Source organism: Pseudarthrobacter sp. PS3-L1, from assembly GCF_030063285.1.
Taxonomy (GTDB): Bacteria; Actinomycetota; Actinomycetes; order Actinomycetales; family Micrococcaceae; genus Arthrobacter.
On the sequence record NZ_JASISU010000004.1, the window covers coordinates 301091 to 314008 of the forward strand.

At 60.6% G+C, this 12918-nt stretch carries 12 protein-coding genes; 9 read left to right on the forward strand and 3 right to left on the reverse strand.

Annotated elements, in window-relative coordinates; genetic code table 11:
• Nucleotides 1–2 precede the first annotated feature (2 nt).
• Nucleotides 3–1715 carry an ABC transporter ATP-binding protein gene (locus QMG79_RS12710; protein WP_283538960.1) on the forward strand — a complete coding sequence of 571 codons (1713 nt, stop codon included), beginning with the start codon at nt 3–5 and terminating at the stop codon, nt 1713–1715.
• A 106-nt stretch (nt 1716–1821) separates the two neighbouring features.
• Here QMG79_RS12710 and QMG79_RS12715 read toward each other — a convergent pair whose 3' ends face one another.
• Complete coding sequence (locus QMG79_RS12715) at nt 1822–2760, reverse strand: SGNH/GDSL hydrolase family protein (RefSeq protein ID WP_283538961.1); 939 nt, start codon at nt 2758–2760, stop codon at nt 1822–1824.
• A 315-nt stretch (nt 2761–3075) separates the two neighbouring features.
• Here QMG79_RS12715 and typA point away from each other — a divergent pair, with 315 nt between their 5' ends.
• From typA to QMG79_RS12730, 3 genes are all read left to right on the forward strand, one after another.
• Complete coding sequence (typA, locus tag QMG79_RS12720; RefSeq protein ID WP_283538962.1) at nt 3076–5004, forward strand: translational GTPase TypA; 1929 nt, start codon at nt 3076–3078, stop codon at nt 5002–5004.
• A 65-nt stretch (nt 5005–5069) separates the two neighbouring features.
• Nucleotides 5070–5420, forward strand: a complete 351-nt coding sequence (locus QMG79_RS12725) for a hypothetical protein (protein ID WP_283538963.1) — start codon at nt 5070–5072, stop codon at nt 5418–5420.
• 301 nt (nt 5421–5721) lie between these two features.
• A complete protein-coding gene (locus QMG79_RS12730) occupies nt 5722–6531 on the forward strand; it encodes a type IV toxin-antitoxin system AbiEi family antitoxin domain-containing protein (protein ID WP_283538964.1) in 810 nt (269 codons plus the stop codon).
• 354 nt (nt 6532–6885) lie between these two features.
• Here QMG79_RS12730 and QMG79_RS12735 read toward each other — a convergent pair whose 3' ends face one another.
• Nucleotides 6886–7149 carry a putative acetyltransferase gene (locus tag QMG79_RS12735; protein ID WP_283538965.1) on the reverse strand — a complete coding sequence of 88 codons (264 nt, stop codon included), beginning with the start codon at nt 7147–7149 and terminating at the stop codon, nt 6886–6888.
• A gap of 147 nt (nt 7150–7296) precedes the next feature.
• On the opposite strand from QMG79_RS12735, the gene fdxA reads away from it, so the two are divergent.
• From fdxA to QMG79_RS12750, 3 genes are all read left to right on the forward strand, one after another.
• Complete coding sequence (fdxA, locus tag QMG79_RS12740) at nt 7297–7623, forward strand: ferredoxin (RefSeq protein WP_283538966.1); 327 nt, start codon at nt 7297–7299, stop codon at nt 7621–7623.
• 13 nt (nt 7624–7636) lie between these two features.
• On the forward strand, nt 7637–8773 hold the full coding sequence (dapC, locus tag QMG79_RS12745) for a succinyldiaminopimelate transaminase (RefSeq protein WP_283538967.1): 1137 nt from the start codon (nt 7637–7639) through the stop codon (nt 8771–8773).
• Between the two features lie 228 nt (nt 8774–9001).
• On the forward strand, nt 9002–10285 hold the full coding sequence (locus QMG79_RS12750) for a citrate synthase (protein WP_283538968.1): 1284 nt from the start codon (nt 9002–9004) through the stop codon (nt 10283–10285).
• A gap of 100 nt (nt 10286–10385) precedes the next feature.
• Here the strand turns inward: QMG79_RS12750 and galE are convergent, their stop codons facing one another.
• Nucleotides 10386–11399 (reverse strand): UDP-glucose 4-epimerase GalE, encoded by a 1014-nt coding sequence (galE, locus tag QMG79_RS12755; RefSeq protein WP_283538969.1) that lies wholly within the window; start codon nt 11397–11399, stop codon nt 10386–10388.
• Between the two features lie 107 nt (nt 11400–11506).
• On the opposite strand from galE, the gene QMG79_RS12760 reads away from it, so the two are divergent.
• Both QMG79_RS12760 and QMG79_RS12765 read left to right on the forward strand, forming a co-directional pair.
• Nucleotides 11507–12136 carry a TetR/AcrR family transcriptional regulator gene (locus QMG79_RS12760; protein ID WP_283538970.1) on the forward strand — a complete coding sequence of 210 codons (630 nt, stop codon included), beginning with the start codon at nt 11507–11509 and terminating at the stop codon, nt 12134–12136.
• Between the two features lie 156 nt (nt 12137–12292).
• The gene (locus QMG79_RS12765; RefSeq protein WP_283538971.1) at nt 12293–12904 is read left to right on the forward strand and encodes a hypothetical protein; all 612 of its coding nucleotides are present in this window, start codon (nt 12293–12295) and stop codon (nt 12902–12904) included.
• Nucleotides 12905–12918 lie beyond the last annotated feature (14 nt).

Here is a 12918-nt window from a genome sequence, read left to right on the forward strand (position 1 = left end):
CTGTGAACGAGTCAATCAACGTCCGCGATGCTGGCAGCGGCGCCCAGCGGCCGCTGCTCGAGATCAAGGATCTCGCGATCACCTTCGCCACAAGCAATGGTGACGTCAACGCTGTTCGCAACGCGCACCTGACCATCATGCCTGGTGAGACTGTAGCGATTGTGGGCGAATCCGGGTCCGGAAAGTCAACTACTGCCCTTGCTGCGATTGGTCTTCTGCCCAGCAATGGCCGGGTCTCCGAGGGAACGATTTTCTTCGACGGCGAGGACATCGCGCACGCCAGTGAGAAGAGAATGATAGAGCTGCGTGGCAACAGCATTGGCATGGTGCCGCAGGACCCCATGTCCAACCTGAACCCGGTCTGGAAGATCGGCTACCAGGTCAAGGAGACGCTGAAGGCCAACGGCCTGCCCAGCGGTCCTGATGATGTAACAAAGGTCCTGACGGAAGCCGGCCTTCCTGATGCGGCACGACGCGCCAAGCAGTATCCGCACGAGTTTTCGGGCGGTATGCGGCAACGTGCGCTGATCGCCATCGGCCTGTCGTGCCAGCCGCGGTTGCTCATTGCTGACGAGCCCACCTCGGCGCTGGACGTAACAGTGCAGCGGCAGATCCTCGATCACCTCGACTCGATGACAGCTGAGCTGGGCACCGCCGTTCTCCTGATCACCCACGACCTCGGCCTTGCTGCAGAACGTGCTGACAAGGTTGTGGTCATGTACCGCGGCCAGGTTGTCGAGTCGGGGCCGTCTTTGGAGTTGCTGCAGAACCCGCAGCACCCGTATACCCAGCGCCTGGTCAACTCGGCACCCTCCCTGGCCTCGCGCCGAATCCAGGTAGCCAAGGATCAGGGACTGGAGTCCAGCGAGGTGCTGACTCCGGATGTAATAAACACTGATGCGTCCAAAAGTGCTGACATCCTGCAGATCGAGAACCTCACGAAGGTCTTCAAGCTGCGTTCGGGTCTGGGACGGTCTACGGATTTCACAGCCGTTGACGATGTTTCGTTTGCCATCAAACGCGGAACCACGACGGCGATCGTGGGTGAATCGGGCTCCGGCAAGTCGACAGTGGCCCAGATGGTCCTCAACCTGCTGAAGCCAACGTCCGGCAAGATCATCTTTGACGGGGTGGATACCTCGACGCTGAACAGCAAGGAAACCTTTGCGTTCCGTCGCCGGGTGCAGCCCATCTTCCAGGATCCCTACGGTTCACTGGATCCGATGTACAGCATTTTCCGAACCATCGAGGAGCCCCTCCGGGTTCACAAGATCGGTACTGCCGCCAGCCGGGAAAAGAAGGTCAGGGAGCTCCTGGACCAGGTTTCCCTGCCCCAGTCGACCATGCAGAGGTACCCGAATGAACTCTCAGGCGGCCAGCGTCAGCGTGTAGCTATTGCACGGGCGCTTGCCCTCGATCCTGAAGTCATCATCTGTGATGAAGCAGTTTCCGCCCTGGACGTGCTCGTCCAGGCACAGGTGCTGAACCTTCTTGCCGAGCTACAGTCCAGGCTCGGTCTGACGTATCTCTTCATCACCCACGACCTCGCCGTGGTACGGCAGATTGCTGACCACGTTTGCGTCATGGAACAGGGCAAGCTGGTGGAGACGGGTTCCACAGATTCTGTGTTCGATTCACCGCAGCAGGACTACACCAAGGCCCTGCTGAACGCTATTCCCGGAGGGAAGCTCATGCTTCCTCCGGAGGTTGCGTAACCGGTATCTACTCGGGTGAGGCCGTTGGACCTTACCTGAACAAAGAGCCACCCACACTGACACGTGTGGGTGGCTCTTTTGTGCATGCGCCTCGGTCGATCAAGGCTTAGGGCAGCAGCTGGCCGTTGAGGCGAGGTGCTGGCGAGGTTGCACTCGTGATGTCCAGCTCCAGGTCACGGATCCTGGTTTCCAGCACACCGGCGAGTGCCTTTTTGCCTGTCGCGTTCATATGGACTGTGTCAGCCAGTTGTCCCGTCAGGTTATAGCGGACAAGCCAGTCCCCGACGCTGATAAAGGGAATGGCGTTCTTTTCGGCGACAGTCGACAGAAGTGCATCAACTTCGCTGCGGCGACCTCCGCCATGCGCCGCGCCGCGGGCAAGCGTGCCGATCATGACCATCTTCGCGTCCGGGTACCGCTGCTTCAGGCTTGCCAGTAGGCGCTGCGCGTTGGCAGTGATCTGGGTATCAGTGGCACCGCGCGCTGCATCATTGCCACCCCCTTCGACAACAACCAGGGGAGGGGCACCATAGGGCAGTTTCCAGTCCCCGCGCTGCAGTGCATCTGGATAATTTCCCGTCGTGCCGTTGGCTGCGACAAATCCAGTACCGCCCAGACCACAAAACTGGACGTGATAGCCGACTGCTTCGAGTGCTTGCCGAGGCCAGCTATCTTTGGGCTCAGACTGCGAATCGCCAATAAGGACGGCAGTAGATGCAATGTCGGGGACCACCACCTCGTCGCGCCCATACAGGGGATTTCGGTAGATCGATCCTGCTGTCAATTTTCGGGGATCCACCGGTGCGAGGTTCTTGCTGACGGGCTTGCCTGCCGCGACTGGACCTCCGCCAGCAACCGGACCAGCCGCCGCGGGGGCCTTGGCCGCTGTCGACGCCGCCGGTGAGGAAGCTGGCGAAGGAACGATGGTGGACGGTGCCGACGCTCCGGCAACGGGTGGTACTGATGGCTGACCGCATCCGCCCAGAAAGACGCCAGAAGCAACCCCCAGTGCGACGACGCATGTCAGAGGCGAAAGCTTGCGCATCGTGATCTCCGGGTTTGCGGGACGTAACAAGGCAATAGTGCGTGATCGCTTCGAGAAAATCCAGCGTATTTAGCGTGTGTTCATCGAGCGTTTTCGGAGCCTTCTTTCCGGACCTCCCCAAGCTGACCCATTGCGCTAGTGCTGGAGCCTCGCGGGGGCCCGCCCCGTCGTCGTCGGGCGTTTTTAGGCCAATAAATGACTGAACCGCTAGACTCTTGGAAGGTGCCCTGTGTTAAGGGTCTTATCCGTCGTGCGTTCCGGTTGGAAATGTCGCGATAGAACAGCTGACTTCACCACTGAATCGAGCCATTACGCATGTCTGAAACCACCACCAACACCGCGCTGAACACTGCGTCACGCAGTGATCTGCGAAACGTCGCGATCGTGGCCCACGTTGACCACGGCAAGACCACACTGGTCGACGCCATGCTCAAGCAGACCAACTCCTTTGCCGAGCACAACCACCTCGAAGACCGGGTCATGGACTCCGGCGACCTCGAGCGGGAAAAAGGCATCACCATTCTCGCGAAGAACACGACTGTGGCCTACAACGGCCCGTCGTCCAACGGCGAGACCATCACCATCAACGTGATCGACACCCCCGGCCACGCCGACTTCGGCGGCGAAGTTGAGCGCGGACTGTCAATGGTTGACGGTGTCGTTTTGCTGGTTGATGCTTCTGAAGGCCCACTGCCCCAGACCCGCTTTGTGCTCCGTAAGGCGCTGGCCGCCCACCTCCCGGTGATCCTCCTCGTCAACAAGACCGACCGTCCTGATGCGCGCATCGAGGAAGTTGTCCATGAGTCAATGGACCTCCTCCTCGGCCTAGCCTCGGACCTGGCCGACGAAGTCCCCGACCTCGACCTGGACAAGATCCTCGAAGTTCCCGTTGTGTACGCAGCAGCCCGTGTTGGCCGCGCCTCACTTGAGCAGCCTGCCGACGGCACTGCCCCGGAGAACGAGGACCTTGAGCCGCTTTTCAAGGCCATCCTCGAGCACATTCCAGCCCCGACGTACAACCCGGATGGCGTCCTGCAGGCACACGTGACCAACCTGGACGCCTCGCCGTTCCTTGGCCGCCTGGCACTGCTCCGCATCTACAACGGAACACTCCGCAAGGGACAGACTGTTGCCTGGGCACGTGCAAACGGTGAAATGAAGAACGTCAAAATCACCGAGCTGCTGGCTACCAAGGCACTTGATCGCGTTCCTGCCGAGTCCGCTGGTCCCGGTGAGATCGTCGCCGTCGCCGGTATCGAGGAAATCACCATTGGTGAGACGCTCACCGACGTCGAGAACCCGCAGCCGCTGCCCCTGATCACCGTGGACGATCCCGCCATCTCCATGACCATTGGTATCAACACCTCACCGCTGGCCGGCAAGGTCAAGGGCGCCAAGGTCACCGCACGCCAGGTGAAAGATCGCCTGGACAAGGAACTGATCGGTAACGTCTCCATCAAGGTTCTTCCCACCGAGCGTCCCGACGCCTGGGAAGTCCAGGGCCGTGGCGAACTGGCCCTGGCCATCCTCGTGGAGCAGATGCGCCGCGAAGGCTTTGAACTGACAGTTGGCAAGCCGCAGGTCGTCACCCGGAACGTGGATGGCAAAATTCACGAACCGATGGAGCACATGACCATCGATGTGCCGGAAGAATACCTTGGCTCCGTCACCCAGCTGATGGCGGCCCGCAAGGGACGCATGACGAACATGGCAAACCATGGCACTGGCTGGTGCCGCATGGAATTCGTTGTTCCCGCACGTGGCCTGATCGGTTTCCGTACCAAGTTCCTCACGGACACCCGCGGAGCCGGTATTGCTGCGTCAATCTCCGAAGGTTACGAGCCGTGGGCCGGTCCGATCGAGTACCGCACCAACGGCTCGATGATTGCGGACCGTGCCGGCGTTGTGACGCCGTTTGCAATGATCAACCTGCAGGAACGTGGTTCCTTCTTCGTTCGTCCCACCTCTGAGGTCTACGAGGGCATGATTGTTGGCGAGAACTCACGCGCTGACGACATGGACGTCAACATCACCAAGGAAAAGAAGCTCACCAACATGCGTGCGGCGTCGTCAGATACTTTCGAGAACCTGACTCCGCCGAGGGACCTCACGCTCGAGGAATCCCTGGAGTTCGCCCGCGAGGACGAGTGCGTGGAAGTTACTCCGGAGTCCATCCGTATCCGCAAGCTCATCTTGGACACCAGCGAGCGCGCGAAGTCCAACCGCGCCCGCGCCAAGTCCTAGCATCAGCGCCGGCCTAAGCCAGCACAGAACGGATGATTAAGGGGGCTGCCGGTACGGCGGGCGGTATGACCGTCGCCGTACCGGCAGCCCTTTTCTGTGTCGCGGCAGGAACGATGCTGCACCGCCTGGTCCTTTCCCTAGCTGGACTCAATCTTCCCTTGGGCCTGTTCGGTGCTCTTGTGCTGATCGGGGCCGTCCAAGTACTGGTAGGAGCCTGGTCACGTTCCATGGCCGCCGTGGCAGTGCTCGGCGGTCTCAGCTACGCCGCTACGGGCTGGCTTGCAATGGCCCCGCCCGGCCAACGCCTCATCCTCGGGGACTTTCACGGCAACGCCTGGGTATTCGGCATTGCCGTGGTCACGTTGCTTGTGATGGTGTGGGTGCGTCGATTCCGTCGGCCCGGCGCCAGGACCTAGCAAGACCCAGCAAGAGCTAGCCGGCAAGATAGCCATGCATCCAGGCTTGTGGGCTCTGCCCCAGACGCACCTCGCACTTCCCGCCACCAGGGGTGGACATGCTCAACTTTGCGAGGTCTCGGTGAGCATAGTCGGTTATGCCCCAACTTTCGGATACTCAAAGGGACATGCGCTTCCCTTCAAGTTGAGCATGTCCAATCAAGCCTGCCACCAGTGGACTTCTTGACCCCTGAGCCCTCGAATATCCACATAGCGCACAGTCTGTGAACCATTGCCCATGGCATCGACTCACCATGTGATTATGCGAAAGATTATTGAGGTTTTGGAAGGGTTCGACGGCGTTGCTCGGGCCAAGTACCTGGTGGCCGCAGGTGTGCCAGCGTCGCAGGTTCGGTTGGCTATGTCCCAGGGCCTCCTGATGCGCGTGAGTAGGGGAGTCTATGCGCTCCCCGATGCTTCGCCAGTCCTTACGTCGATTAGGTCACTGCCTGCTGAGCCCACATGCGTCACTGCCGCGATCATTCAAGGACTATGGGTTCTGCATGAGCCGGTTAAGAAGCATATTGCCGTTACCCACAGCCGAAAGTATCCCGGCTATATCTGTCACAGGTTGCCGGGTTACCCCTCCGTGGCCGACATCGTGGTGCAGAGTCTGAGGTGTTTGCCTGACCTGGATGGACTGGTCATTGCAGAGTCGGCTGTGGTCACGAGGGGACTGCAATTGGGCGTTCTTCGGCAACGGCTGGCGGGCAGGAACAACGAACGAGAACGACTCCTAGTGGAGCAAATAGTCCCGCAGTCGCAATCGATCATTGAATGTGTAGCCCGTTATCACCTCCGGCGTGCCGGGTTCCACGTTGAGTCGCAAGTCAATGTGCCAGGCATGGGCCACCTCGATCTCATGGTTGACGGCAGGCTCGGAATCGAAACGGACGGTGCGGGATTTCACATGGACCAAGCAAGCTTTGAGGAGGACAGGCGTCGTTGGAACGTCACCACCAGATTGGGCGTTCCTACCTTGGTTGTGAGTTACAGGCTTCTGACAGAAAGGCCGCAAGAGTTTATTGCCATGGTGCGTGATGCCTTGGCAAGGCTCAATATGGCAGCTTAGAAGGTCGTCCTCAGCGCACGAAGGTGCTGCCTCATCGGCAGTGGGAAACGGTATGGAGGCTTTCAGGGTCCCGGACCTGCCCTCAAATGAGCATGTCCATTTTTCGTGGATCAGACGGGCGGCATTTGCTCCGCATTTGAGCGATGAAACGCGCATGTCCATCTTCCTCATCGGTCCGTCCAGTGGACATGCTCTGCCGATGCCGCAAGGAATGGACATAGTGGGTTGTGCCCAGTCCTGGGGCCTAGAAAAGGACATGTCCATAGGGTCTGGGGCGAAAAATTGAGCATGTCCAACGCGGTTGGGGTTGGTTGGGCATGCTCGGGCCCCGGGGGCGGGGGACGGGGGCGGGGGTCAGGTGCGCGGGCGCCGTCGTTCCGGCGCGGGAGGGACTTCTTTGGCCGCAACGACAAGGGTTAGTTCGATCCGGACGTCTGCAGTCCTGGTTCGCACAGTGCAGGACGCCTTGTCCGAGGACAGCAGGATGCCCAGCGCGTCAGTGAGGCCCTGCTCAAGACGGTAGCGGATCACAACGCGGGTTCCAGGGAGGGCGCCCGCGAGGTAATCCGCTGGGGATGTCCCGATGGGTTTGTCTGGGGCAGGTGTGGGAAGACTCACCCCTCAACACTAGGTCCCGGGTGTGGGTTCGCGGGAACGGGGCACGAGATAATAGGCTCAGGGTGGAAGAACCTCCCCGCACGCTTCACGCACCGGGAGAAGCAGAGCCGGTGCTGAACCGGAACAGAAGTGAGAGAGGCAAGCAACGTGACGTACGTAATTGCGCAGCCGTGTGTGGATGTCAAGGACAAGGCCTGCATCGAGGAGTGCCCTGTTGACTGCATCTACGAGGGGGAACGTTCCCTCTACATCCACCCGGACGAATGCGTTGACTGCGGCGCCTGCGAGCCCGTGTGCCCCGTTGAGGCCATCTACTACGAGGACGACACCCCTGACGAGTGGGCTGACTACTACAAGGCCAACGTCGAATTCTTCAATGAGATCGGCTCACCCGGGGGAGCGGCAAAGCTCGGCAACACAGGTACGGATCACCCGATGATCGCTGCACTGCCGCCGCAGAACCAAGACCACTGAGCAGGACCCTGTCGTGACCTCTTTCGGCCTGAGCCTGCCCGACTATCCGTGGGAAGCAATGGCCCCATACCTGGCGAAAGCCGCCAAGCATCCTGGCGGGGTAGTAAACCTTTCCATCGGCACCCCTGTTGATCCGACACCCAAGCTAGTGCAGGAGGCCTTGGCCTCGGCGGCCAACGCCCCGGGCTATCCCACAGTTCACGGCACCCCCGCCCTGCGTACGGCAATCGTTGAGTGGTTTGCCCGACGTCGCGGAGTTGCCGATATGGATCCGCAGAACGTCATGCCAACGGTAGGTTCCAAGGAACTCGTGGCCTGGTTGCCGCTGCTGCTTGGCCTGGGCGCGGGTGATGTGGTGGTTCGCCCCACTGTCGCATATCCCACATATGACATTGGCGCCACGCTGGCAGGTGCTACGTCCGTTGCCGCGGATGACCTTGACGAGCTCGATTCTGGAACGCGGGCCAGGGTCCGCCTAGTCTGGGTCAACTCGCCGGGCAACCCCACCGGAAGCGTCCGGGACGCAGCATCGCTGGCAGCCCTTGTTGACCAAGCCCGGTCAGTGGGTGCGGTTGTTGCGTCCGATGAGTGCTACGCAGAGTTGGGCTGGGGGGACTGGGATTTGCAGCGCGGCGGTGAGGCAGTGCCCAGTATCCTCGATCCGCGCGTCGCCCGAGGTTCGCACGAGGGTCTGTTGGCCGTGTACTCGCTCAGCAAGCAGTCCAACTTGGCCGGCTACCGGGCATCGTTCGTAGCTGGCGATCCGGCCATCATGGCCAACCTGGTGAACAGCCGCAAGCATGCCGGGATGATCGTGCCATATCCGGTCCAGGAGGCTCTTCGTGTTGCCCTCGGCGACGACGGACACGTGCAGGTGCAGAAGGACCTTTACCGGGGACGGCGCGAACGCCTCCTGCCAGCACTCACAGGGTGGGGATTGGACCTGCATCAGTCCCACGCAGGGCTCTACCTCTGGTGCACGGCGGGGGAAGACACCTGGGTCACCATTGACCGGCTTGCCGACCAGGGCATAGTTGCCGGACCCGGCGTCTTCTACGGGCTTGCCGGTGCAGGGTTTGTGCGTGTGGCCCTGACCGGTTCGGATGAACGGATTGATGCTGCTGTGGCCCGATTGGGCACAGACGCGTAACAATCCTGTGAAGGGCGCCACATATTGGCCCCTTTGGGGCTCCTTTGTGGTTTCGCGATTAGTGACACCTGCCGTGGAGCGGTAACTTTTTAAGTGACCATCAACGGTGGCCTTTGATTCGAAGGCAGCCCGGACGTCGGCTTCCGCTACAGCGGAGACCACGGTCGGCTCACCAGAGGTCGGATCAAGCTTTCGACAGAGGCCCAGGAGCCTCATGAAGGGGATTCCATGACTGAAGACAACAGCGCAACCCTGAAACACTCAGGTGGTGAGCTCAAGCTCCCGCGCATCCAGGTTGTCGAGGGAAACGAAGGCTACGACGTTTCCAAGCTCCTGAAGCAGACGGGCGCCGTTACCTACGATCCCGGCTTCATGAATACGGCGGCCACCAAGTCCGCCATCACTTACATTGACGGTGATGCAGGAATCCTGCGCTACCGCGGGTACCCCATCGAGCAGTTGGCACAGCACTCGAGTTTCCTTGAGGTCTCCTACCTGCTGATCTACGGCAACCTGCCCAGCGCCACTGAGCTTGAGGACTTCGACCAGAAGATTCGCCACCACACGCTCCTGCATGAAGAGCTCAAGGGCTTCTTCGGCGGTTTCCCTCGGGATGCCCACCCGATGCCGGTGCTGTCCTCCGCGGTGTCGGCGCTGTCCACGTTCTATCAGGACTCCCTGGACCCGAACAACGCCGAGCAGGTGGAGGTTTCGACCATCCGCCTGATGGCAAAGCTTCCCGTCATTGCTGCCTATGCGCATAAGAAGTCGATCGGGCAGCCTATGCTCTACCCGGACAATTCCATGAACCTTGTGGAGAACTTCCTGCGGCTGAGCTTCGGCCTGCCAGCTGAGCAGTACGAGATGGACCCGGTAGTGGTCAAAGCCTTGGACCTCCTGTTGATCCTGCATGCGGACCACGAGCAGAACTGCTCCACGTCCACTGTGCGCCTTGTCGGTTCTTCTGGGGCCAACCTCTTCGCGTCCGTTTCCTCTGGCATCCACGCCCTCTCCGGGCCTGCCCACGGCGGAGCCAACGAGGCGGTCCTCAAGATGCTTCGCCAGATCCAGGCTGACGGCACCAAGCCTGAGGATTACATGGAGAAGGTCAAGAACAAGGAAGATGGCGTGCGCCTGATGGGCTTTGGGCACCGCGTCTATAAGAATTATGATCCGCGCGCGAAGATCGTCAAGAACACGGCCCACGAGATCCTTTCCAAGCTCGGTGGCAACGACGAGATGCTGGACATTGCGCTGCGCCTCGAGGAAAAGGCACTCAATGATGATTACTTCATCGAGCGCAAGCTGTACCCGAACGTGGACTTCTACACCGGCCTGATCTACAAGGCCATGGGGTTCCCGGAGAAGATGTTCACTGTCCTCTTCGCCATTGGTCGCCTGCCGGGTTGGATCGCCCAGTGGCGCGAGTTGCAGGAGGACTCTGAGGCAAAGATTGGCCGTCCGCGCCAGCTTTACATCGGTGAAGCCGAGAGGGACTACCCCGCGCGGTAGGTTCCCTCCCAAGAGTGGGACGTAACGCACGACGGCGGCCGCTCACCTTCCGTGAAGGTGGGCGGCCGCCGTCGTGTGTTCGTGCAGCGCGTGGAAGCGCTCAGGAGACGTAGCCCTGGGGGTTGTTCTTCTGCCAGCGCCAGTGGTCCTCGCACATCTGGTCAACAGTCTTGGTGGTGGACCAGCTGAGATCCGCCAGGGCTGAGGATGCGTCTGCCCAGAACGCGGGGAGGTCACCTTCACGGCGGCCAGTGACTTCATAGGGGATGGATTGGCCCACGGCCTTTTCGAAGGACCGGAGCACTTCCAGCACGGAGGAACCGGTGCCGGAGCCCAGGTTCCACCTGAAGACGCCGGTACGGTCTGCAATGTGGTCCAGGGCTGCTACGTGTCCGCCGGCGAGGTCCACCACGTGGATGTAGTCCCGCAGGCACGTGCCATCAGGGGTGTCGTAGTCGCCACCGAAGACCATCAGCTTGTCGCGGCGGCCCACGGCCACCTGGGCGATGAACGGCACCAGGTTGTTCGGAATTCCCTGGGGGTCCTCACCGATCCGGCCGGAGGGATGGGCCCCGACGGGGTTGAAGTATCGCAGCAGTGCGATGTGCCAGCGGTTATCCGCAGCGCCAAGGTCCGTAAGGATGTCCTCGATCTGCTCCTTGGTACGCCCGTAGGGGTTGTTGGCGCCTATCTCCATTTTTTCCACGTAGGGCGTGGGATTGTGTTCGCCGTAGACGGTTGCCGAGGAACTGAACACGATGGAGCGGACGTCGTGTCGATCCATAACGCGGATCAGATTGAGGGTCCCCACGAGGTTGTTGTGATAGTACTTCAGCGGTTCGCGGACGGACTCGCCCACAGCCTTGAGACCTGCAAAATGGATGACAGCGTCAATTCCGGCCCCGTCAAAAACGGCATCGACTGCGGCTTCGTCCACCAGGTCAACGTGGTGGAACTGTGCGCTCTGTCCGGTCAGCTCAGCTACCCGGCGCAGCGATTCCTCACTTGAGTTCACCAGGTTATCGATGACCACAACAGAGTGGCCTGCTTCCTGAAGGGATAGAACAGTATGGGAGCCGATGTAACCGGTGCCCCCGGTGACCAGAATTTTCATGCCTCAAAACTATCCCATTGCGGCGTGTTCGGCTGAAGCAGGAGCACCTGATTGACGCATGCGGCGTGGTGGAAGGCCAATAGAGCACGGGTGTGCTAAAAAGAGGGATGCCCAAGATAGTTGATCCTGCAGAACGCCGCAAGGACATTGTGGACGCTGTGTTCCGCATCATCTGTGCTGATGGACTGGAAAGAGTCTCATTGCGGGAGGTGGCGGATGAAGCTGGCTTGGCTGTCGGGTCGGTGCGCCACTACTTCGCCAGCAGCGATGAGATGCTGACCTGGTCCTTCGCCGCTGTGGTGGACCGAGTGATATCCCGGCTGGATGCGTCCCTGGTTGACGTGGATGCGGTGGAACCGGGTTCAGCGGAGTATCGGACCAGGGTTCTTGCTCTCCTGTGCCAGTTCCTGCCTTTGGACGAAGAACGGGCCGTGGATTCCTGCGTCTGGCTTGCCTTCAAAAACGCGGCACGGATCAAGCCCACACTCGGTGCTGAGGCGGACCGAAGCCATCGACGCGTGGCGGCGGTCATTGGCCATGTGATCAGCGGACTCACCGACCGGGAAGACGATCAAGGCCTTGTGGTCCAGGCCGAGCACCTGTTGGCAACACTAGATGGCTTGGCCATGCACGCGCTCCTGCAAAGCGAATGGATGAGCGCCCAGGTGTGCCATGACGTGCTGGGTCGGCATCTCGACGGGCTCGGGGCTCCTACGGGGCGTGGAAATCCGGGCTGAAGCCACGGGGCCGTGGCCCGCGCAGATGGTGCTGCAGGCAGGCTTCGTGGAAAGTATCTGGGGGATGTTCCCTTCCCTCGCCGAAGCAAAGGAATAGAATGGCCCCGGGCAATGGTGCCGGTGCAGGCCGGCCCGCCTCGGCCAAGGAGGTAGTGGGTGTACCAGACACACGGTGATGGGTGGCAGATCACCATGGACGCGTCAGGGCCTTTGATGATAGCCCTGTTTGTTCGCGATGCGGCCGGGCTCCACAACGTTGGCCAGCCATTGCTGCCTGCGATCAGTCCCCGCGTCAGGGCTGTGGACCATTCCCATCTGACCGCCGAGGTTGGTGGCCTAGCAGCACTGCAGACGGAATGGGCTGCGTGGTGGGACCAGCTGCTGCGGGCACACCCACAGACTGTTCCCGAACTCACGCCGCCCAATTTTGAGCACTTCGCCAATTCTCCAGCACTCCAGATGGTCCTGCGCGCGCACTTCGGCACTGCCCTCACCTGGACCAGGGAGCGACGGAGCGACTATTCAGCACTTGAGATCGAAAGGCAAACAGCCGGTTCGGTCCAGGTGTTTGCGGATTTGGTCGATGACAGGTTGCTGGAGCTGGGCCGGCGTGCACATAACTTCACGCTGACCATTATTGAGCTTCCGCTGAAAGAACACCGCGCGTGGTTCCTTGAACCGGACCGCATCATCATGAGTGATGGTCTGCTGGCTGATCCGGTGACATTTCGCAGTTACGTCCAGCCCGTGATCGAACTGCTGGTCTGAGGGCCAGGCACGGG

Coding starts and splice junctions, on each gene's coding strand:
- QMG79_RS12760 (WP_283538970.1), top strand. CDS start 11,507: ATGCCCAAGATAGTTGATCCTGCAGAACGCCGCAAGGACATTGTGGAC.
- QMG79_RS12715 (WP_283538961.1), bottom strand. CDS start 2,760: ATGCGCAAGCTTTCGCCTCTGACATGCGTCGTCGCACTGGGGGTTGCT.
- QMG79_RS12750 (WP_283538968.1), top strand. CDS start 9,002: ATGACTGAAGACAACAGCGCAACCCTGAAACACTCAGGTGGTGAGCTC.
- typA (WP_283538962.1), top strand. CDS start 3,076: ATGTCTGAAACCACCACCAACACCGCGCTGAACACTGCGTCACGCAGT.
- QMG79_RS12725 (WP_283538963.1), top strand. CDS start 5,070: ATGACCGTCGCCGTACCGGCAGCCCTTTTCTGTGTCGCGGCAGGAACG.
- galE (WP_283538969.1), bottom strand. CDS start 11,399: ATGAAAATTCTGGTCACCGGGGGCACCGGTTACATCGGCTCCCATACT.
- QMG79_RS12730 (WP_283538964.1), top strand. CDS start 5,722: ATGCGAAAGATTATTGAGGTTTTGGAAGGGTTCGACGGCGTTGCTCGG.